Annotated in this window: 21 protein-coding genes; 11 read left to right on the plus strand and 10 right to left on the minus strand. The window is 43.2% G+C overall.

The annotated features are described in order from the left end of the window. Positions 1-18: 18 nt before the first annotated feature. From L3V33_RS10035 to L3V33_RS10050, 4 genes are read right to left on the minus strand one after another with little or no spacing between them, the layout of a single operon-like run. Entirely contained in the window at positions 19-426 is a 408-nt protein-coding gene (locus tag L3V33_RS10035; RefSeq protein ID WP_050651629.1) for a CBS domain-containing protein, read from the minus strand. Beyond that, complete coding sequence (locus L3V33_RS10040; RefSeq protein WP_054547637.1) at positions 423-773, minus strand: P-II family nitrogen regulator; 351 nt, start codon at positions 771-773, stop codon at positions 423-425. Before L3V33_RS10040 ends, L3V33_RS10035 begins: the two co-directional genes overlap by 4 nt. Further along, entirely contained in the window at positions 763-1,557 is a 795-nt protein-coding gene (locus L3V33_RS10045; protein WP_017090179.1) for a DUF1538 domain-containing protein, read from the minus strand. The genes L3V33_RS10040 and L3V33_RS10045 overlap by 11 nt, the downstream gene beginning before the upstream one ends. Further along, the gene (locus L3V33_RS10050; protein ID WP_017079455.1) at positions 1,554-2,288 is read right to left on the minus strand and encodes a DUF1538 domain-containing protein; all 735 of its coding nucleotides are present in this window, start codon (positions 2,286-2,288) and stop codon (positions 1,554-1,556) included. The genes L3V33_RS10045 and L3V33_RS10050 overlap by 4 nt, the downstream gene beginning before the upstream one ends. Before the next feature lie 300 nt (positions 2,289-2,588). Between L3V33_RS10050 and L3V33_RS10055 the strand changes: the two genes are divergently transcribed. The 5 genes from L3V33_RS10055 (at position 2,589) to L3V33_RS10075 (ending at position 7,211) form a co-directional block, all read left to right on the plus strand. Further along, a complete protein-coding gene (locus tag L3V33_RS10055) occupies positions 2,589-3,503 on the plus strand; it encodes a TIGR01777 family oxidoreductase (protein ID WP_171314082.1) in 915 nt (304 codons plus the stop codon). A 43-nt stretch (positions 3,504-3,546) separates the two neighbouring features. Beyond that, positions 3,547-4,374, plus strand: a complete 828-nt coding sequence (locus L3V33_RS10060) for an SDR family oxidoreductase (RefSeq protein ID WP_237290327.1) — start codon at positions 3,547-3,549, stop codon at positions 4,372-4,374. 396 nt (positions 4,375-4,770) lie between these two features. Next, positions 4,771-5,625 (plus strand): co-chaperone YbbN, encoded by an 855-nt coding sequence (locus tag L3V33_RS10065; RefSeq protein ID WP_054547634.1) that lies wholly within the window; start codon positions 4,771-4,773, stop codon positions 5,623-5,625. A 197-nt stretch (positions 5,626-5,822) separates the two neighbouring features. Continuing rightward, positions 5,823-6,752: an SPFH domain-containing protein gene (locus L3V33_RS10070; RefSeq protein ID WP_004734251.1), complete on the plus strand. Its 930-nt coding sequence runs from the start codon at positions 5,823-5,825 to the stop codon at positions 6,750-6,752. Positions 6,753-6,755: 3 nt separating this feature from the next. Further along, on the plus strand, positions 6,756-7,211 hold the full coding sequence (locus L3V33_RS10075) for an NfeD family protein (protein WP_065205003.1): 456 nt from the start codon (positions 6,756-6,758) through the stop codon (positions 7,209-7,211). A 36-nt stretch (positions 7,212-7,247) separates the two neighbouring features. On the opposite strand, the gene cueR is transcribed toward L3V33_RS10075, so the two are convergent. Beyond that, positions 7,248-7,643 carry a Cu(I)-responsive transcriptional regulator gene (cueR, locus tag L3V33_RS10080; RefSeq protein ID WP_017085964.1) on the minus strand — a complete coding sequence of 132 codons (396 nt, stop codon included), beginning with the start codon at positions 7,641-7,643 and terminating at the stop codon, positions 7,248-7,250. A 361-nt stretch (positions 7,644-8,004) separates the two neighbouring features. Here cueR and L3V33_RS10085 point away from each other — a divergent pair, with 361 nt between their 5' ends. Beyond that, a complete protein-coding gene (locus L3V33_RS10085; RefSeq protein WP_171308861.1) occupies positions 8,005-8,181 on the plus strand; it encodes a hypothetical protein in 177 nt (58 codons plus the stop codon). Between the two features lie 36 nt (positions 8,182-8,217). On the opposite strand, the gene L3V33_RS10090 is transcribed toward L3V33_RS10085, so the two are convergent. The 5 genes from L3V33_RS10090 to zipA all read right to left on the minus strand — a co-directional run bounded on the left by L3V33_RS10090 (position 8,218) and on the right by zipA (position 13,736). After that, positions 8,218-8,583: a DUF2799 domain-containing protein gene (locus tag L3V33_RS10090; RefSeq protein ID WP_065205004.1), complete on the minus strand. Its 366-nt coding sequence runs from the start codon at positions 8,581-8,583 to the stop codon at positions 8,218-8,220. A 63-nt stretch (positions 8,584-8,646) separates the two neighbouring features. Continuing rightward, complete coding sequence (locus tag L3V33_RS10095) at positions 8,647-10,047, minus strand: multidrug transporter (protein WP_065205005.1); 1,401 nt, start codon at positions 10,045-10,047, stop codon at positions 8,647-8,649. Continuing rightward, entirely contained in the window at positions 10,028-10,183 is a 156-nt protein-coding gene (locus L3V33_RS10100) for a hypothetical protein (RefSeq protein WP_054547630.1), read from the minus strand. The genes L3V33_RS10095 and L3V33_RS10100 overlap by 20 nt, the downstream gene beginning before the upstream one ends. A 389-nt stretch (positions 10,184-10,572) precedes the next feature. Continuing rightward, positions 10,573-12,585, minus strand: a complete 2,013-nt coding sequence (gene ligA / locus L3V33_RS10105; protein WP_237290328.1) for an NAD-dependent DNA ligase LigA — start codon at positions 12,583-12,585, stop codon at positions 10,573-10,575. Positions 12,586-12,677: 92 nt separating this feature from the next. After that, complete coding sequence (gene zipA, locus L3V33_RS10110; protein WP_237290329.1) at positions 12,678-13,736, minus strand: cell division protein ZipA; 1,059 nt, start codon at positions 13,734-13,736, stop codon at positions 12,678-12,680. Between the two features lie 229 nt (positions 13,737-13,965). Between zipA and cysZ the strand changes: the two genes are divergently transcribed. The 5 genes from cysZ (at position 13,966) to crr (ending at position 18,953) form a co-directional block, all read left to right on the plus strand. Further along, positions 13,966-14,724 carry a sulfate transporter CysZ gene (cysZ, locus tag L3V33_RS10115; RefSeq protein WP_054547627.1) on the plus strand — a complete coding sequence of 253 codons (759 nt, stop codon included), beginning with the start codon at positions 13,966-13,968 and terminating at the stop codon, positions 14,722-14,724. Positions 14,725-14,947: 223 nt separating this feature from the next. Beyond that, complete coding sequence (cysK, locus tag L3V33_RS10120; RefSeq protein WP_010436636.1) at positions 14,948-15,916, plus strand: cysteine synthase A; 969 nt, start codon at positions 14,948-14,950, stop codon at positions 15,914-15,916. Between the two features lie 302 nt (positions 15,917-16,218). Further along, positions 16,219-16,476, plus strand: a complete 258-nt coding sequence (locus tag L3V33_RS10125) for an HPr family phosphocarrier protein (protein ID WP_004734263.1) — start codon at positions 16,219-16,221, stop codon at positions 16,474-16,476. Positions 16,477-16,612: 136 nt separating this feature from the next. Continuing rightward, on the plus strand, positions 16,613-18,337 hold the full coding sequence (gene ptsI / locus L3V33_RS10130; protein WP_017079443.1) for a phosphoenolpyruvate-protein phosphotransferase PtsI: 1,725 nt from the start codon (positions 16,613-16,615) through the stop codon (positions 18,335-18,337). Positions 18,338-18,443: 106 nt separating this feature from the next. After that, positions 18,444-18,953 carry a PTS glucose transporter subunit IIA gene (gene crr / locus L3V33_RS10135; RefSeq protein ID WP_004737851.1) on the plus strand — a complete coding sequence of 170 codons (510 nt, stop codon included), beginning with the start codon at positions 18,444-18,446 and terminating at the stop codon, positions 18,951-18,953. Positions 18,954-19,277 lie beyond the last annotated feature (324 nt).

Genomic DNA, 19,277 nt, shown 5'->3' on the forward strand with positions numbered 1-19,277 from the left:
ATTGTACGTATCTAAATGCTACACGTCATCTCTCACCATACCGTTGATCACGATATTATTGTAACTAACCATACCGACTATTTTGTTATCACGAACTACTGGCGCGCGACTGATACCAAAGCGTTCAAACAGGCGAGCGCAATACTTTACGTTCATCTCAGCAGACACGCTTAGCGCTGGCTTGGTCATGATTTCATAAACATTGGTTCGCTTGGGAGATCGATTCTTAGCCAACACTTTCTTTGCTATATCATTCATCAACACGATACCGTACTCATCATCCTCGTGGCGTTTATCGACAATGATTGCCTTCACTTTGTGCTTCTTCGCCATCTCTATCGCTTCTAACACCGTAGTTAGCCCATCGATAATCACATACGTATTGGCCATGACATCGCCTACTCGGATCTTTTCACTGGTACTCATAGCTCATCCTCCACAACCTTTGTTAACGTCTCAACTTGGTGCGCAACGCCTACTGCATCTTCCACATCTATCTGTACTGCAATACCCTGTCCCGATTCTTGGTCAAACTCCCCCACTTCACTAATTCTTTCGAGAATATGCCTTGCTAGATGCTCCTCAACGACAAACAGCAGCACATCTTTTTGCACCTCTAATGTTAATCCAAAGAAGGTGCGCTTTTGGTTTAAGCCCTGCCCTCTGGCATTATTAATCACGGTTGCTCCGGTTGCGCCCGCATCACGCGCGGCATCGAGCACAGTGTCGGTTTTGCTCTCTTCTACAAACGCTAGGATAAGTTTAAAGCGCATCTTTGCTCTCCTTAGAGGTGTGTAAACGGTTTAACCATTGGGTTATTTGGGCGTAGCTCATCACCGAAATGATGGGGAACAAACTCGCAAAGGCGATTAAGCCGAAACCGTCTATTACTGGATTTCGTCCCGGTACAGTTGAAGCAAGCCCTAATCCAAGAGCCGTCACTAAAGGCACAGTCACGGTAGATGTCGTAACCCCGCCTGAATCGTAGGCCAATGGAATGATCAATTTGGGGGCGTAAAAGGTTTGAATCACAACAATTACATAGCCACAAATAATGTAGTAATGGATAGGATCGCCCGCAACAATACGGTAGCTACCCAATGAGATACCGATGGCAACGCCTAATGCCACAGCGATTCTCAGTCCGTTAACACTGATACTGCCACCGGATACTTGGTTTGCCTTAATCGCTACAGCAATCAAAGAAGGCTCAGCTATCGTGGTACTAAAACCAATACAAAACGCAAACAGGTAAACCCAGTAATAATCAAACCAAGCCAATGAAAGACCAGAGCTGATCTTAAACTCAGTCAAAAAGCTTGGTTCGGTGAGTTGCATTGCCATCGTCTCCCCTAGAGGGAATAATGCGAGCTCCAACCCCATCAAAAAGAGTGATAAGCCAAGAATGACGTAAAAGAAACCGATGAGCACTTTGGCAAGGTTATTGACAGGCTTACGCAGTACCGCTAACTGAAAACCGAAGATGATCACCGCAATCGGAATCACATCCATCACAGTGCCTAGAAAGGTGTCGATAAATTGCTGCACACTGATCATGTCACCACCATCCCGTACACCATGACAAACATCATCGGCAGAAGTGAAGCAAACGCGATCAATCCAAAGCCATCAATCATAGGATTTCGTCCTTTAATCGCCGAGGCTAAACCTACGCCTAATGCGGTCACTAACGGAACGGTGATCGTCGATGTTGTGACGCCGCCAGAGTCGTACGCAATCCCAATAATGTTTTCCGGGGCAAAAGCCGTGAGCACCACTACTCCAATATAACCACCGATGATCATGTACTGAATTGGCCAACCTTTTAAGATCCGAAGTACTCCTAATAGAATGGCAATACCGACCGATAACGCCACAGTGAAGCGCAGGCCATCGGCATATTGTTCCCTTTCATCTAAAGAGTTGGGAATAACACCACCTTCAGCTGCAACTTCTGCTGCTTCAGCAGCCACTGCGGTTAACGCCGGTTCGGCAATGGTGGTACCAAAGCCTAAACAAAAAGCGAAGGTCAATAACCAAAACACGCTCCCCTTACGAGCAAATGCTTGCGCCATCGATTCGCCAATTGGGAACAGACCCATTTCAAGGCCAAAGATAAAAAAAGTCAGTCCAAAAACCACCAGCACTAAGCCAGTTAGAATAGACAAAAGATGAGGGAGTGGCTCTTGCAAAACAGCAAGCTGGAAGAAAGCAATCACCGCCACGATCGGCAAGAGATCCCTTAGACTACCTAACATGGCTCGAAACAAAGCAAGCACTGCCGTCATCGCAACTCCTAGTCATTGAAATTGTATCTGGTTATTAATTACTAATAATCATGGCAAATCCTTATCATTCCTTATGTGACAAATATTACGCAGTTGGTAACATATCCGAGTAAAGTCCATAAGTGTGATAGCGGTATACATCCTAACTTGATGAATTTAATTTCATTCTTTCGTAAATTGATACGGCGTAATTTGGGTATCACACGATTGAAACCAACTGATCGTTATAGTGATTTTTTCGTATTGATTGGCGTTCAAAAACAAGCCATGTCTATAATTATGTTTAATAGGGAGATTGGTATGAAGATATTGTTAACTGGTGGTACGGGATTTATTGGTTCTGAATTGGTCAAAAGCTGGAACACTGACGACGTGACATTATTGACGCGGAGCCCCGAAAAAGCGAAACAAAACCTAAATCATCTGAACCAGAATAACCTTCATTACATTCAATCTCTTGATGAACTGAGCGATCTCAATGACTTCGATGTAGTGGTCAACCTTGCTGGCGAACCTATCGCTGACAAGCGTTGGAGTGCGGAGCAAAAAGAGAGGATCTGTAACAGCCGCTGGCACATTACTGAAAAACTGGTCGAGTTAATTCATACCAGCAGCAACCCGCCGAAGGCTTTTATTAGCGGCTCAGCCGTGGGTTACTATGGTGATCAACAGCAACATCCGTTTGACGAATCACTACAAGTAGAAGATGAAAGCTTTCCTCACAAAGTTTGCGCTCATTGGGAAGAGATAGCCAAGAGAGCACAATCAGAAAGAACACGCGTGATACTACTGCGAACAGGTATTGTACTTGGTGAAAATGGCGGTGCGCTCAAAAAGATGCTTATGCCGTACAAACTAGGAGTTGGTGGACCGCTAGGTTCAGGCGAGCAATACATGCCTTGGATTCACATGCTGGATATGGTGAGAGCCATCAACCACTTATTGTCGATGCCTCACGCTCAAGGGGAATTTAATATGTGTGCCCCACACCCTGTCACCAACAAGCTGTTCAGCAGCACACTCGCCAAACAACTACGCCGACCTCATTTATTGTTCACGCCTAAATGGGCAATGTCGCTTCTTATGGGTGAATCTTCTTGTCTGCTCTTTGACAGCATTCGTTCCAAACCAAAGAAGCTCACTGAAACGGGATTTATCTTTAGTTACTCAAGAATCGAACCGGCACTAAAAAACTTGTTACAACATCAAGACTAATTCTTTACTCTAAAGCGATAGAGACTCTAATAAAGGATTAAGTGTGAACAAGTCGATTCTTATCACTGGTTGCTCAACAGGCATTGGCTATACATGTGCTCATGCACTTCAAAAAAGTGGCTTTCATGTCATTGCATCTTGCCGTGACCCACAGGATGTTCAACGCCTTCAAGATGAAGGCCTCACTTGTATTCAATTAGATCTTTCCAACCAAGAGAGTATCGAGAATGGCGCCAGGCTTGCAATTGCACTCGCACCTAACGGGTTGTATGGGTTATTCAATAACGGCGCTTACGGTCAAGCAGGCGCGCTAGAAGACTTACCGACCCAAGGTCTTAGGGAGCAATTCGAAACCAACTTCTTTGGTTGGCATCATCTTGTTTGTCAGATACTCCCGCACATGCGCGAACGTGGTGAAGGCCGAATCGTGCAAAACAGTTCCGTATTAGGTTTTGCCGCCATGAAATATCGTGGCGCTTATAATGCGTCAAAGTTCGCTATTGAAGGCTGGACGGATACCTTGCGTTTAGAGCTGCATGGCAGCGGTATACACATCTCGTTACTGCAACCTGGGCCAATTGAGACTCAATTTAGAACCAATGCCCTGAAAGCATTCAATAAATGGATCAACATTTCTGGCAGTGCTCACCAAGATGCTTACCAACAACAAAAAGACCGACTCGAAAATGAGTCATCGAACAACGCTTTTGTTCTGCCACCTGAGAGTTGTATCGAACCTGTATTTCACGCACTTTCGGCCAATAAACCCAAGCTAAGATACCGAGTTACGACTCCGACTAAAGTGTTCGCGGTATTGAAAAGGATTCTACCGAGTCGCTGGCTAGACCCTATTTTGAGAAAAGCTGCATAATTTTCTAACTTTGAATGCACAGTCGCAAACTTTAATGTAACGATGTAATTTTTCCGTAACAATAAGATGTCATGATTTATCCTATCTCATCAATTACTCCCAATTGGTGAATCTAATCTGGATATTTCATGACTTTAAACCGCCTTAATTGGGTAGGTGTGAGTGTGGCGATTACGTTGTTTATTCTGTTTTGAGTATCTCACGCAATACCTCACTGAACACCTCAATGATAACGCTATGCCTTCTATGTAGAGATAAACATCCTATCAACATCGAAGCATAGCGTTTTTTTATTTTTGTCTCTTTTTATCTGAGATACCCCAGTTAGATCTTGAAGTTACCGACTTATCCCCCCATATTTGCAACGTATCCATAAACAAACCTCAAGGAACGTAAATGCAATCTCCGCATATTGTTGAACTTAATGAGCAGAACTTTCGTCAAGTATTAGAAGGTTCGATGCAGACCCCTGTACTCATCCAATTTTGGGCACCAATGAGCCAAGAGAGCGCCCAAGTCATTCCTGAACTGCAAACATTAACTCAGCAATACAATGGCGCTTTCACCCTAGCCCTATTGAACTGTGAGCAGGAGCAAGCCATTGCTAGCCAATTTGGGGTTCAAGCACTACCGACTATTGCACTGTTTGTTAACGGTCAGCCTGTCGATGGGCTTGGTGGCCCTCAGAGCTTAGAAGCCATTGTTGAAATGCTAAACAAGCACCTTCCTAGCCAAGATGAACTTGCATTACGTCAAGCTCTGGAACAAATGCAAGCAGGTGAGCACACGCAAGCACTAGCAGCTATGCAGCAACTCCCAGCAGAACTGACGAATAAAGGTGAAGTAAAACTGGCGATCGCAGAGTGTTTGTTAGAAACGCAACAGTTTGATCTGGCTGAAACTCAGCTAGCCACCATTCCTCTAGAGTACCAAGACAACTACTACAAAGGCTTAGTCGCGAAACTTGAACTTCACAAGCAAGCAGCAGACAGCCCTGAAATACAGGCATTAGAAACCGCTCTGCAGCAAGACCCGAATGACGCTAAGACTGCCTCTGAGTTAGCATTGCAATATCACCAAGTGAACCGCAACGAAGAAGCGATGGAGCTGTTGTGGTCTTTCCTAGCAAAAGATCTAAATACTTGCGATGGCGATATGAAAAAAGAGTTCATGGACATCTTAAGTGCGCTTGGGCAAGGAAACCCAGTTGCCAGTAAGTACCGTCGACAACTGTACTCTCTGCTTTACTAACAAAACCCTAAAATCGTTAGATTGAACATCGAAAACTGACAATTTAATCAATTAGTTTATCGAATTAAATAGTATAAAATGGGCCATAAAATCAATATTTTATGGCCCATTTCTCGTTTATAAATTTGCTCAGAATTTAAATATGAGCCAGTATCAATAGTGAACTATCAAAAACTTAAACTTGCAAAGGATTTTGTATGGCTATTGATACATTGATTACTATTGGCGTCTTTACTGTCGTCGCACTACTGTTCATTTTCGCTGGTGTCAAAACCGTTCCACAGGGCAATAACTGGACCGTAGAACGCTTTGGCCGCTATACACAGACACTCAAACCAGGCCTAAACCTGATCATTCCATTTATCGATAAAGTCGGACAACGCATCAGTATGATGGAACGAGTTCTCGATATCCCAGCTCAAGAAGTCATCTCCAAAGATAATGCTAATGTCATGATTGATGCAGTTTGCTTCGTACAAGTTATCGATGCACCGAAAGCGGCTTATGAAGTTAATGACCTTGAGCATGCGATCCGTAATTTAACCCTCACCAATATCCGTACTGTGCTTGGCTCTATGGAACTGGATGAAATGCTTAGCCAGCGTGACATGATCAATACCAAGCTGCTAAATATCGTGGATGAAGCAACTAACCCATGGGGCGTAAAAGTTACTCGTATCGAAATCAAAGATGTACAGCCACCAGCTGATCTAACCGCCGCGATGAATGCCCAGATGAAAGCTGAGCGAAACAAACGTGCCGACATTTTATCGGCTGAAGGTGTAAGACAAGCTGAGATCCTAAAAGCAGAAGGTCATAAGCAATCAGAAATCTTAAAAGCGGAAGGTCAAAAGCAAGCAGCAATCCTGCAAGCAGAAGCTCGTGAGCGTGCAGCAGAAGCAGAAGCTAAAGCGACAGAAATGGTCTCGACAGCCATCGCTCAAGGTGACATGCAAGCGGTCAATTACTTTATTGCACAAGGTTACACCGACGCACTGAAGTCTATTGGCCAAGCTGAAAACGGCAAGATAATCATGCTACCACTCGAAGCGACTGGCCTAATGGGTTCTGTTGCAGGTATCGCAGAGATGTTTGCACAAAGCAACGACAAGGGTAGTAAGGACTAACTTATGTTCGAGTTACTAGAGCAAGTAAACCACTGGCATTGGTTAGCATTTGGTCTAGCGCTGCTAGCCCTAGAGCTGGTTGGTACTGCTGGTTACTTTTTGTGGATAGGCATATCTGCCATGTTGGTCGGAGCGCTATTAGGCGCGCTACCAATCGGTTGGCAGATGCAATGGTTGTCCTTTGCGAGTTTTTCACTTATCACCACTTGGTTGTGGTGGAGAAGACAACTATCTAATGACAAGCAGTCAGACGCTGGACGAGAGCTAAATCAAAGAGAAAAACAACTTGTAGGGCAAACAACTCGAGTCGATACTGACATGCAAAAAGGCAAGTGTCGTATCCGTCTAGGTGATACTACGTGGTCAGCTGTTAGCGCTCAGGATTTAGAAGCAGGCACAGAGGTAATCGTCACTGCTGTAGATGGCATAGTATTAACGATTACTCCAACTAAAGAGTAATTCAATCAGTCCTTATTAAAGCCATAAGTAACCAAATTATGGCTTTTTTTCTACAAGTGAATCAATAATCGGGCAATGGCTATTTGAGTCACCTGGGCATTGTTCAACCCACTCTTTCAATGTCTTCTGAATTGCCAATAGATCTTCAATTTTTTTGTTTACTTCTTCCAATTTACTAAGCGCTTTTGCTTTAACGTCAGCACTTTCTCGACAAGGATTGTCAGCTAATTCAACAAGCGCACGGCACTCATCAAGCGAAAAACCAGCGCTTCTTGCTTTCGCAACGATCCCAAGCTCTTTAATCTGCTTCTTATCATAACTTCTATAACCATTTTCCGAGCGGAAAGGCGCAGTGATAACCCCTTTGTCTTCGTAAAGACGAATAGATTTCGTTGATAAATTAGTAAGTTTAGCCGCTTCACTTATGTTCATGATATTACTCTAATAACCAGTTGCACTTTATGCATTTATGAACCTTTATTGCCTTTGATGCAAAATAAAATAATACGCCTAGAGTCCGTAAATACATAACAAATATAATTTAAGAAAATAAAGTCTTCTGTTTATAACCGTTTTGCTTTCAACAAAGAAAATACCTTCCATTTACGGACACTTCCAGACACCACAAATCAATAAGTTACTGATTGATATGTTGAAATTAACTTTTGTTATTTTTCATTAAAAATTTTTATAGAACTTTGACCTTTCATCAACCGTATACATAATTGAGTATTAAGCATGACGTTTAAATGCTGTTTATTTTATTTTTTGGTAAGTATGAAGGATGGAAAATATGAAACTTTTAACTTTAGCACTAGCTTCAGTGTTTATTTTTTCAGCTCCAGTCTCTATTGCGCAAAACAACGCAGGAAAAGTATTTGGTGCAGGCGTTCAGTGCACATTCAATGACGGAGCGATAAAGCAACTGCCCCGTGAACTGTGCAAAGCATATGGTGGCACACATCAATAATTATAATGGGTAGGTTTAAGTTAATCGTTTCTGAGCCTACCTAAACTTATAGAAATCAGCACCAATAAATGCGTCCCATCCTCTTTGCCACTCAGCTTTGATCATCACCTCCTGAGGCATATCAGCACATTGTTCTGTGTACCTTGTTCCTTTGATGCCTTTTTCAAAAGCTTTATAAGGATCACAGAACTCTGATTTTCCCTTTTCATATCCGGCAAGATAAGCAGATTCATCAAACCCCACCTTTTCTTGTATATCAACTAATGAGTCATTATCTATCGCGTAGCCACGGGATCCAAAACGCTCCCCTTGACCATACCAAAACTCAGATGCTGTTTTCGGTGAAGAGCTACATGCAACCAAACTAAAAGCAATTATTGCAATGGGAATAATACGTTTCATAAATATCTCCTAAAAAGCAAAAAAGCTGGGTAAATACCCAGCTTTTTCTATTTCTTATCTAACTTACTTAACTCCGAAAGGAATTGTTAGTGCTAGTTTGAAATCAGTCTCGTCTTGGAAGGCATTAGAGTAACCAGTCCAGTTTGGCGCGTCTGAATCATTAAAGAAGTTAGTGTAGTAGAAGCTGATGTTAGCATCTTTCAATGCACCAGCTTGAATTGCGTAATTTGCGAAGAAGCTATATGCATATTCGACTAGCTCATCGTAACCGTCAGCTTTCGCACCCGCACCGTAAGCACCACTTACACCAGCACTGAAGCCTGTACCACCAACATCAGAGAAATCACGAGTTGAAGATAGGAAGAACGCATATTCGCCATCGTGGTTAAAGTCAGAACGGTTGTTCCACCAAACGTCGTAAGCACCGTTTGAACCACCATACTGTTCTGTTAGGCGGTAAGACATGTTACCAACATTACCACGAGTATCTTCAGAGTCGGCAACTGTATATGTCGCTTCAGCACGGAAGCTGTATTGACCCATAGTTTTAGACGTTAATAATGCCGCTTGGAAAGCTGTGCTGTCAAACTGGTTGTCATCATCAACTACGTATAGTTGTGGAGACCAGAATAGACCGCCATCTGTCGTGCCTTTAACTTTAGCGTGGAAGTTTTTACGATCCCCGTCAGTCAAGCCACCGTAACCAACATCAAGTCCAATTCCATTACTTAGAGTATAACGAGCACCCATCGAGTATACATCGCCTACGTCTTTACCAGGGCTGCCCCAGAAAGAGCCATCGCGGAATTCATATGTTTCTTTGAACCAAGGGGCTTTGTACTGGTCTGCATAAACGAAACCAACAGAAAGGTCACCAAAGTTACCACCGATCTCACCACCACGGTAGGTACCAGGAGCGAATGACCAGTTAACGCCTAAAGAACTAGGTACAGACGGTTGGAAGTAACCAAGTTGCGCATTGATGTTCTCGCCAAACTTAAATTTTAATGCTGCTTTAGCGAAAGAAACACCGTTATCAGTTTGGTAAGAATCACAGCCAGTACTTGCACCGTAAGCAGAATCACAGTCAAAAAAGTTCATCTCGTGTTCAAATGAACCGCCGGTTTCTTCACCCGCCCACATGTCGAATGTGCTGTACACTACTGCGTCAAAACCAACAACGTCAGCTACGTAACCTGAATGGAAACCTAAGTTAGCAAAGATAGAGCCGTGATCTAAGTTTGTTGTCTTAGCTGTATCATTGCCATTTGCATCCACATTACCACGGTCACGAGCACGCATGAAGAAGTTTAGGTTGCCACTAATTGTCGACTCAGAGAAGAACTCTGATGCCTGACTCGCATACTCAGGACCGATTGGATCTTCAGCCATAGCTGGAGCAGCAGAAAGTGCACCTACCATTGCTGCAGTAATCGCAGATACTTTAAAAAATTTGTTTTCCATGGAATAAAACTCCTAAAAATGGATATAGCTGTTTGAATATTTCCCGCCTAAAGTTGGCCGCCGTAGAGAGAAATACCTTTTCTTGTTTGAGAACCCTAAAATCTGAATTCTCTATTTCCTTTCTGGTTATGCACATCATGTGCATCCATGGCATTAAGACTAACTTCGCCCTCAAAAAGATCAATGAGAACTTAATTTTCATCTAAAAAAATATGAGTTGGTGCAAATTTAGTAGGTACTTAGTGATCCAGGTCGATAAATTGTAAAGATCATAACCTAAAACGATTAAATAAAATAATATCAATTACTTACATTTAACCCACTCTTGAAAACATAGAAGTGACTCGCATTTTCAATACAACTATAACGGCATTTCATTAATGTTGAGCAGCGTCACTGTCCTGATTTTAGAGTTCGTATAGGAACAAAATTCTCAACAATTAAAAAGTCATCATTTTTATATCAGAAACAAAAAAGGCACTCCCTTGAAAGGAGTGCCTTTGAGCTTTTTTTATCTGTATTTACTTACGAAATAAGGGCAATTAGATCTTCTTCCGTTCTTATTTCGATACCTAAATCTTGTGCTTTAGTCAGTTTAGAACCAGCGGCTTCACCAGCAAATAAGATATCCGTTTTCTTAGACACGCTACCGGTTACTTTTGCACCTAAAGCCTGCAAAGCGGCTTTCGCTTCACTGCGTCCTAATTTAGACAGTGAGCCCGTCAACACAACCACTTTACCTTCTAACGGCAGCTCTTGGTCATCCGCAACAGCTTCGATTGCAGGCCAGTTAACACCAAGCTCTAGCAACTGCTCGACTACGGCTCTGTTTTTCTCCTGCGAGAAGAAGCTCGTGAGGTGACTTGCGACGATGTCACCAATATCTGACACTTCAACCAACTGTTCATGGGTTGCTGCTTGAACCAACTCCAGCGTCTTAAAGTGTTGAGCTAAGTTCATAGCCGTCGCTTCACCCACTTCGCGAATCCCTAGAGAATAAAGGAAACGCGCTAATGTCGTGTCTTTGGCTTTATTAAGCGCACTCACTACATTCTGTGCCGATTTAGGCCCCATACGGTCAAGAACCGTAATAACGCCAGCGCTTAACTTAAATAGATCGGCTGGAGTTTCTACCATTTCACGGTCTACAAGCTGCTCGATCACTTTTACGCCAAGACCATCAACATCCAGCGCCTTTCTAGACACAAAGTGCTTAAGCGCTTCTTTACGCTGTGCCTGACAGACTAAGCCACCAGTACAACGCGCTACAGCCTCTCCCTCAACGCGCTCTACTGCAGAGTTACATACTGGGCAAGCATCAGGGAATACAATGTCTCTAGCGCTATCAGGGCGGCGATCTTGCACAACAGCTACAATCTGTGGAATAACATCACCAGCACGACGAATGATTACGCTATCTCCGACCTTCACACCTAAACGAGCAATCTCATCAGCGTTGTGCAACGTGGCATTACTTACCGTCACACCACCAACAAAGATAGGTTCTAGTTTAGCCACCGGCGTAATTGCGCCTGTACGACCCACCTGAAACTCAACATCGTTAAGCAGAGTGATCTCTTCTTGAGCTGGGAACTTGTAGGCAATAGCCCAACGAGGTGCTCGTGCAACAAAGCCTAGAGTGACTTGTGCGGCAATGTCATCAACCTTAATCACCACACCGTCAATCTCATAAGCCAGAGCATCACGACGAGTCATAATATCTTGATAGTACGCTTTTACGTCCTCAAGCGAGCTTAACTGCTTAGTTTCAGGACACATTGGCAAACCCCAGCCTTTCAGCTGCAAGAAGCGTTGATAGTGGCTATTCGAAAGCTCAGCTCCTTGAACAACACCGACACTGTATGCGTAGAAAGCCAGTGGACGTTTCGCTGTAATGCGAGAGTCAAGTTGACGCAGGCTACCTGCAGCGGCGTTGCGTGGGTTAACAAAAACTTTGTCGCCCTTCTTCAAAGCCATCTCATTCAGTTTATCGAAGCCTGCTTTAGGCATAAACACTTCACCACGAACCTCAATGCGTTCTGGCCAACCTTCGCCTTGCAACTTAAGCGGAATCGAGCTGATCGTTCGTACGTTTTCTGTGATGTTTTCGCCAGTAGCGCCATCACCACGCGTTGCTGCCTGAACTAAGGTGCCATTTACATAGAGTAGGCTTACCGCTAAGCCATCAAGCTTAGGCTCACAACAGAAAGTCTTAAGATTGGCCATTGGCGCTCTATCAGACATACGCTTATTAAACGCATCCAAATCTTCATCAGAGAATGCATTGTCGAGCGAAAGCATTGGGATTTCATGAGCCACTTGCGTAAACCCATCTAAAGGCTGTCCACCGACACGTTGGCTCGGAGAATCCACCGTCACAAGCTCTGGATTCTCTTCCTCGATCTTTAGCAACTGTTGCATCAATCGATCGTACTCGACATCAGGGATCTCAGGGCTATCTTCTACATAATAACGAACGGCATGATAGTGCAGAGTTTCTCTTAACTGCTCTAAGGTAACTTGAATCGATTCTTTCATATCATTCTCTGTCGTGATTGAAATATCAAAAAGGGCTCCCTTAGGAGCCCTTTTCTATAAATATAGATTATTTACAAGGCTAAACAATACGGCTAGGCATTCGTAGCGGTCATAAAGTCTCTGATTTGCTTGCGGTAGTCTGACAAACGATTGGGCGTCATTAAGTTACGTGACTCGTCCAAAACGTTTCCGCCCATATCATCAGCAATTTTCTGAGCTGCACTCAGCATTACATTAAAGTTCTGATCAGCTTGACCGTAACAAGGCAGCGTCATGAAGAACGAAATACCTTTCGTTGTAAAGTCAGCGGGATCATCATGTTCTAGAGTGCCCGGCTGCATCATGTTCGCAACACTGAAAATAACTTTTGGCTCATCGCTAGATTGTGCAAAACAGTGGTAGATAGACATCTCACCATAAGTTAGGCCGTTATTCTCCATGCTACGGAAAAGTTCAGTACCCACAAACGGGATCTCTCCAGCACAGTGAACATTGAGAACAATAACTTCTAGGCCAAGCTCTTCATCTGGCTTAGCTTCTTCAGTAGACGCTGCGTTTTGTGTAGCAACGACTTCTTTAGCAACGTCTACTTGAGTAACAAGCGGTTCACTTGGCGTCAGTGCTTTGTTAGGAGCTAGCGGCTCGGTAACCGAATCAGAAGCTTCTTCAAACGAACCGTACTGCTCTTGAAAACCAGCATGACTTTCTTTTTGCTCGTCAGTCAATTCAAAGCTTGGAACCTCTGGTTCAGTGGCCTCTTGTATGTCTTCAGGTTCACTCTCGATCTGAATTGGTTCTTCTTTAACACTGAAGGAAGGAAGATCATTCAATTCGATGTCGTCTTCGATAACTTCTTTCGTTTGTGGCGCAGTAAGTGGATCTGAGTCAATCAGCGGATCAGTCTCAGATGGTGAGACTGCAAAATCCGGCTCTTTACGCTCTTTTCGGATTATCTCAAAATCATCTTCTGGGGCGAATGAACGGTTTGGGATCGTTTCTGCTTCATCTAAGCTGTCGTTATCAAGCTTACCAAGCGGCTTATCTCCAAACTTTGCTTTCCCTTCTTTTTTACTCGTCCATAGACCATGGAACAATAATGCGGCGATAGCTAATGCGCCAACAATAATGAGTACAAATCGCAATTCCTGCATTTTTCGCTCTCAGCTTTCTTAGTCGACTAGCTATAAACACGCTGTCACTAAGTTGGGTTAATTTGGCTAATCTCACTACTCTATCAAAAGTAGCCACTGTTTTAGAACAACTTAATACAATTAGTTCCTTGCATGGTGTGATTTTCACCACGCTTTTTTTCTTAATTTCGGTCTAGTACACTAGGGATGTTTGCTATTTAACCAAATTCACATGTGACCTAATTTTAATATGACTATTGAATCTGTTCCCCGCTCAGGCTTTGGCTATTTTATTTTCGGAATAAAAATCGCTTTGTCGCCGAGCATTCGTAAGTTTGTTTTACTTCCACTAATCGCTAACGTGTTACTCGTTGGTGGTGCTTTGTTTTATATCTTTTCCAACCTCAACACTTGGATTGAAGGATGGATTGGTGCATTGCCAAGCTTCTTGTCGTGGTTGTCATACATTTTATGGCCGCTACTTGTCATAACCGTCTTGGCCACGTTTTCGTATTTCTTTAGCACGCTCGCTAACTTCATTGCTGCGCCGTTCAATGGATTACTCGCAGAAAAGGTAGAAGAGCTACTTAGTGGCAAAAAAGTCAATGACGATGGTTTACTTGATGTCCTCAAAGATACGCCACGTATATTAGCGAGAGAATGGCGCAAACTTGTCTACGTTCTGCCAAAAGCGATCGGTTTATTCCTACTTTTGTTAATTCCAGCACTCGGACAAACCGTTGCACCGTTTTTATGGTTCATCTTCACCGCATGGATGCTTGCTATCCAGTACGCTGATTACCCATTTGATAACCATAAAATCAAATTCGATGATATGAGAAACATTTTGAAACAAAAACAAGGTAAGACCTACAGCTTCGGCGCGCTTGTTTCTGTATTTACGACAATTCCAATTTTAAACCTGATCGTAGTGCCTGTTGCGGTTTGTGGTGCCACAGCCATGTGGGTTGTTGAATTCAAAGAACAAGCATTACACTCTCGTCGATAAACGCCCCCACTTACCTGTCCGCGCCTATCTTTTGAAAATTCAATGACCAGTAAAGATAGGCGTGAACTCTGCTACATATCTATATGATATAACTTTTTAATCCTTTTACCTTTTTTTCAAGTTGTTTAATCTAAATTCAAGCTGAACAAACATCGAAAGACACTAGACGGTAAAGTGATTGATATACTACGTTTAGTTCTGTCATTAAATGAAGGAATATCGCATGAGCAAGATCTACGAAGACAACACCCTAACGATTGGTAACACACCGCTAGTCCGCCTTAACAAAGTAAGCAAGGGTAACGTCCTAGCTAAGATCGAAGCTCGTAACCCAAGCTTCAGTGTTAAGTGTCGTATCGGTTCAAACATGATCTGGGAAGCAGAAAAAGCAGGTACTCTTAAACCAGGTATCGAGCTTGTTGAACCTACCAGTGGTAATACAGGTGTTGCTCTTGCATTCGTAGCAGCCGCTCGCGGTTACAAGCTAACGCTAACTATGCCTGAGTCAATGAGCCTAGAGCGTCGTAAGTTGCTTAAAGCACTAGGTGCAAACTTAGTACTGACTGAAGCACCAAAAGGCATGAACGGCGCGATAGCTAAAGCAGAAGAAATTGTCGCTTCAGATCCAGAAAAGTATCTGCTGCTTCAGCAATTCAACAACCCAGCTAACCCACAAATTCACGAGAAGACAACTGGCCCCGAAATTTGGGAAGCAACAGATGGCGAAATCGATGTGTTTGTCGCTGGCGTAGGTACCGGTGGTACGCTTACTGGTACAAGCCGTTACATTAAGGGCGAGAAAGGTAAAGCGATCACTTCTGTAGCGGTTGAACCAGCAGAGTCTCCAGTGATTGCACAAGCGCTTGCTGGCGAAGAAATCAAACCAGCTCCGCACAAAATCCAAGGTATTGGTGCAGGCTTTATCCCTGGAAACCTAGATTTAGACCTTATCGACCGTGTAGAGCCAGTAACTTCTGAAGAAGCGATTGAGATGGCTCAACGCCTGATGAAAGAGGAAGGTATTCTAGCGGGCATCTCATCTGGCGCAGCAGTAGTAGCGGCGAACAGAATCGCGGAACTGCCTGAATTTGAAGGAAAAACCATTGTCACTGTGCTTCCAAGCTCTGGCGAACGTTACCTAAGTACAGCCCTATTTGCAGGCATCTTTACGGAGAAAGAGAACCAACAATAATATGTGGTCAAATCAATTTTTCGTCCAAAAAAGCCCCGTTTAGGGGCTTTTTTGTTGATCCCTGCCCCACCTTTGGTAATATCGGGTCTGTTTTATTTTTCGCTTCAAAATAAAAGAAGCAATAAACAAATTCTGAAAGTCATGAGTACTCAACAAAAGACGACCATGGCTGGATAAAAATTTATAATCAGTCTAAGTTCTAACACGAACATAGCGTACTAGCCTCTAGCGAACTTACGTTAAAGCAGTTAAGCTGAACTGGTTACAAACTTACAAAAAATAAATTAATTGGGGTATATCAAATGTACGAGAAGCAAGTAGAAATCACAGCAGAAAACGGCCTTCACACACGTCCAGCTGCACAGTTCGTTAAAGAAGCAAAATCTTTCGATGCTGACATCACAGTGACTTCTAACGGCAAAAGCGCTAGCGCAAAAAGCCTGTTCAAGCTACAAACTTTAGGCCTAGTAAAAGGTACTAACGTTACTATTTCTGCTGAAGGCCCTCAAGCTCAGCAAGCAGTAGACCACCTAGTTGCTCTTATGGATCAACTACACTAATACGGTCTCCTTCTTTCAAAGCCATTTTGCATAGCAAAGTGGCTTTGTTCGAAATAGATAGCGATAAGCGCGACATTAGTCGACGACTTAAAGTCACACATTCTCCCGTTTACAGTTGAACAACTAAGGTAAGGCTATGATTTCAGGCATCCTAGCATCTCCTGGTATTGCTTTCGGTAAAGCACTACTACTTCAAGAAGATGAAATTGTCCTAAACACTCAATCTATCTCAGACGATCAAGTTGAAGCAGAAGTTCAGCGTTTTTTTGACGCTCGTAACAAATCTTCTCAACAACTTGAAGTTGTAAAGCAAAAAGCACTTGAAACTTTTGGCGAAGAAAAAGAAGCAATCTTTGAAGGCCATATCATGCTGCTTGAAGATGAAGAGCTAGAAGAAGAGATTTTAGCACTCATCAAGAAAGACAAAATGCACGCAGACAACGCGATCTACACAGTGATCGAAGAGCAAGCTGTTGCACTTGAGTCACTTGATGATGAGTACCTAAAAGAACGTGCGACTGATATCCGTGATATCGGCACTCGCTTCGTTAAAAATGCACTAGGCATTAACATTGTGTCTCTAGCAGATATCAATGAACAAGTTATCCTAGTTGCTTACGACCTAACGCCATCTGAAACTGCACAAATCAACCTAGACTACGTTCTTGGTTTCGCTTGTGACATCGGCGGTCGTACATCTCATACTTCAATCATGGCACGTTCACTTGAGCTTCCAGCTATCGTTGGTACTAACGATATCACTAAGCAAGTTAAGAACGGCGACATGCTTGTGCTAGACGCGATGAACAATAAGATCATCATCAACCCTTCTGACGCTGAATTAGCAGAAGCTAAGAAAATCAAATCTGATTTTGAAGCAGAAGCGGCTGAACTAGCAAAACTTAAAGACCTACCAGCTATCACACTTGATAACCATCAAGTAGAAGTTTGCGGCAACATCGGTACAGTTAAAGACTGTGACGGTATCCTGCGCAACGGTGGCGAAGGTGTTGGTCTGTACCGTACTGAATTCCTATTCATGGACCGTACAGCACTTCCTACTGAAGAAGAGCAATACGTTGCTTACAAAGAAGTAGCTGAAGCAATGCACGGTGAGTCAGTGATTATCCGTACAATGGATATCGGTGGCGATAAAGATCTTCCATATATGGATCTTCCACAAGAAATGAACCCGTTCCTAGGCTGGCGTGCAGTTCGTATCAGCTTGGATCGTCGTGAAATCTTACGTGACCAACTACGCGGCATTCTTCGTGCATCTGCACATGGTAAGCTACGTATCATGTTCCCAATGATCATTTCTATCGAAGAGATCCGTGAACTGAAAAAAGCAATCGAAGAGTACAAAGTTGAACTTCGCGCTGAAGGTCATGCTTTCGATGAAGACATCGAAATTGGCGTAATGGTTGAGACTCCAGCAGCTGCTGCTATCGCACACCACCTTGCTAAAGAAGTGGCTTTCTTCTCTATCGGTACTAACGATCTAACGCAATACACTCTTGCAGTTGACCGTGGTAACGAGATGATTTCTCACCTTTACAACCCACTATCTCCAGCGGTTCTTCTTGTAATCAAGCAAGTAATCGATGCTTCTCATAAAGAAGGCAAGTGGACAGGTATGTGTGGCGAGCTAGCAGGCGATGAGCGTGCAACTCTACTTCTTCTTGGTATGGGTCTAGATGAGTTCTCTATGAGCGGTATCTCTATCCCTAAAGTTAAGAAAGTAATCCGTAACTCTAACTTCGCAGAAGTTAAAGCTATGGCTGACGAAGCACTATCTCTACCTACAGCTGCAGAAATTGAAGCTTGCGTAGAAAAATTCATCGCTGAGAAAACTCAGTAATCACCAAGAGCTTAATAAAGTTAGACGGCTAAAAATAGTCGTCTAATTTGTTAGATTGGTATAGTATATTCTACAGAATAAAACTAAACGTTAGGAGCATGACACAATGGGTCTGTTTGACAAACTGAAAAAGCTTGTATCTGATGACAGCGCTGATGCTGGTGCAATCGAAATCATCGCACCTCTTTCTGGTGAAATCGTAAACATCGAAGACGTGCCAGATGTAGTTTTCGCTGAAAAAATCGTTGGTGACGGCATCGCTATCAAACCAGCTGGCGATAAAATGGTAGCTCCAGTTAACGGTACTATCGGTAAGATCTTCGAAACTAACCACGCATTCTCTATTGAGTCTGACGACGGTGTTGAGCTTTTCGTTCACTTCGGTATCGATACTGTTGAACTTAAAGGCGAAGGCTTCACTCGTGTAGCTGAAGAAGGTCAATCTGTTAAAGCTGGTGACACTATCATCACTTTCGACCTAGCGCTTCTAGAAGAGAAAGCGAAATCTACGCTTACTCCAGTTGTTATCTCTAACATGGACGAAATCAAGGAGCTGAACAAGCTTTCTGGTTCTGTAACTGTTGGCGAAACTCCAGTTCTTAAAGTAACTAAGTAATTTCGATTACTTATCTGCTTTAATTAAAACGCTACCTAAGGGTGGCGTTTTTTGTGCCTGCTATATTTGTTCAATACCTCAGATAGGCATTACTGACTATCACACCGAAACCCTTCTCCTAGCTCCCTCAACCAATGAAAACTACACTGACCGTTTATCTCCTGCTATCTGACCTAGTTTTTTACTAAACGTTGTTAAGCGCTATTCAAGGCATTTCGCCTATACATCAAATTACACTTGTGAATTTTAACAAACAGAGATCTCTGATATCTCGTTCTACTCGATTCTGAGATACGACTAAAGACTTCGATTCAGGTAAACAAT

Origin of the sequence: Vibrio sp. A2-1 (assembly GCF_021728355.1) — a bacterium.
Classification (GTDB): domain Bacteria; phylum Pseudomonadota; class Gammaproteobacteria; order Enterobacterales; family Vibrionaceae; genus Vibrio; species Vibrio splendidus_K.

Coding starts and splice junctions, on each gene's coding strand:
- cueR (WP_017085964.1), bottom strand. CDS start 7,643: ATGAACATAAGTGAAGCGGCTAAACTTACTAATTTATCAACGAAATCT.
- L3V33_RS10050 (WP_017079455.1), bottom strand. CDS start 2,288: ATGACGGCAGTGCTTGCTTTGTTTCGAGCCATGTTAGGTAGTCTAAGG.
- L3V33_RS10100 (WP_054547630.1), bottom strand. CDS start 10,183: ATGTGCATAACCAGAAAGGAAATAGAGAATTCAGATTTTAGGGTTCTC.
- ptsI (WP_017079443.1), top strand. CDS start 16,613: ATGATTTCAGGCATCCTAGCATCTCCTGGTATTGCTTTCGGTAAAGCA.
- L3V33_RS10095 (WP_065205005.1), bottom strand. CDS start 10,047: ATGGAAAACAAATTTTTTAAAGTATCTGCGATTACTGCAGCAATGGTA.
- L3V33_RS10075 (WP_065205003.1), top strand. CDS start 6,756: ATGTTCGAGTTACTAGAGCAAGTAAACCACTGGCATTGGTTAGCATTT.
- L3V33_RS10125 (WP_004734263.1), top strand. CDS start 16,219: ATGTACGAGAAGCAAGTAGAAATCACAGCAGAAAACGGCCTTCACACA.
- L3V33_RS10070 (WP_004734251.1), top strand. CDS start 5,823: ATGGCTATTGATACATTGATTACTATTGGCGTCTTTACTGTCGTCGCA.
- zipA (WP_237290329.1), bottom strand. CDS start 13,736: ATGCAGGAATTGCGATTTGTACTCATTATTGTTGGCGCATTAGCTATC.
- L3V33_RS10040 (WP_054547637.1), bottom strand. CDS start 773: ATGCGCTTTAAACTTATCCTAGCGTTTGTAGAAGAGAGCAAAACCGAC.
- L3V33_RS10090 (WP_065205004.1), bottom strand. CDS start 8,583: ATGAAACGTATTATTCCCATTGCAATAATTGCTTTTAGTTTGGTTGCA.
- L3V33_RS10085 (WP_171308861.1), top strand. CDS start 8,005: ATGAAACTTTTAACTTTAGCACTAGCTTCAGTGTTTATTTTTTCAGCT.
- cysZ (WP_054547627.1), top strand. CDS start 13,966: ATGACTATTGAATCTGTTCCCCGCTCAGGCTTTGGCTATTTTATTTTC.
- L3V33_RS10035 (WP_050651629.1), bottom strand. CDS start 426: ATGAGTACCAGTGAAAAGATCCGAGTAGGCGATGTCATGGCCAATACG.
- crr (WP_004737851.1), top strand. CDS start 18,444: ATGGGTCTGTTTGACAAACTGAAAAAGCTTGTATCTGATGACAGCGCT.
- cysK (WP_010436636.1), top strand. CDS start 14,948: ATGAGCAAGATCTACGAAGACAACACCCTAACGATTGGTAACACACCG.
- L3V33_RS10065 (WP_054547634.1), top strand. CDS start 4,771: ATGCAATCTCCGCATATTGTTGAACTTAATGAGCAGAACTTTCGTCAA.
- ligA (WP_237290328.1), bottom strand. CDS start 12,585: ATGAAAGAATCGATTCAAGTTACCTTAGAGCAGTTAAGAGAAACTCTG.
- L3V33_RS10045 (WP_017090179.1), bottom strand. CDS start 1,557: ATGATCAGTGTGCAGCAATTTATCGACACCTTTCTAGGCACTGTGATG.
- L3V33_RS10055 (WP_171314082.1), top strand. CDS start 2,589: ATGAAGATATTGTTAACTGGTGGTACGGGATTTATTGGTTCTGAATTG.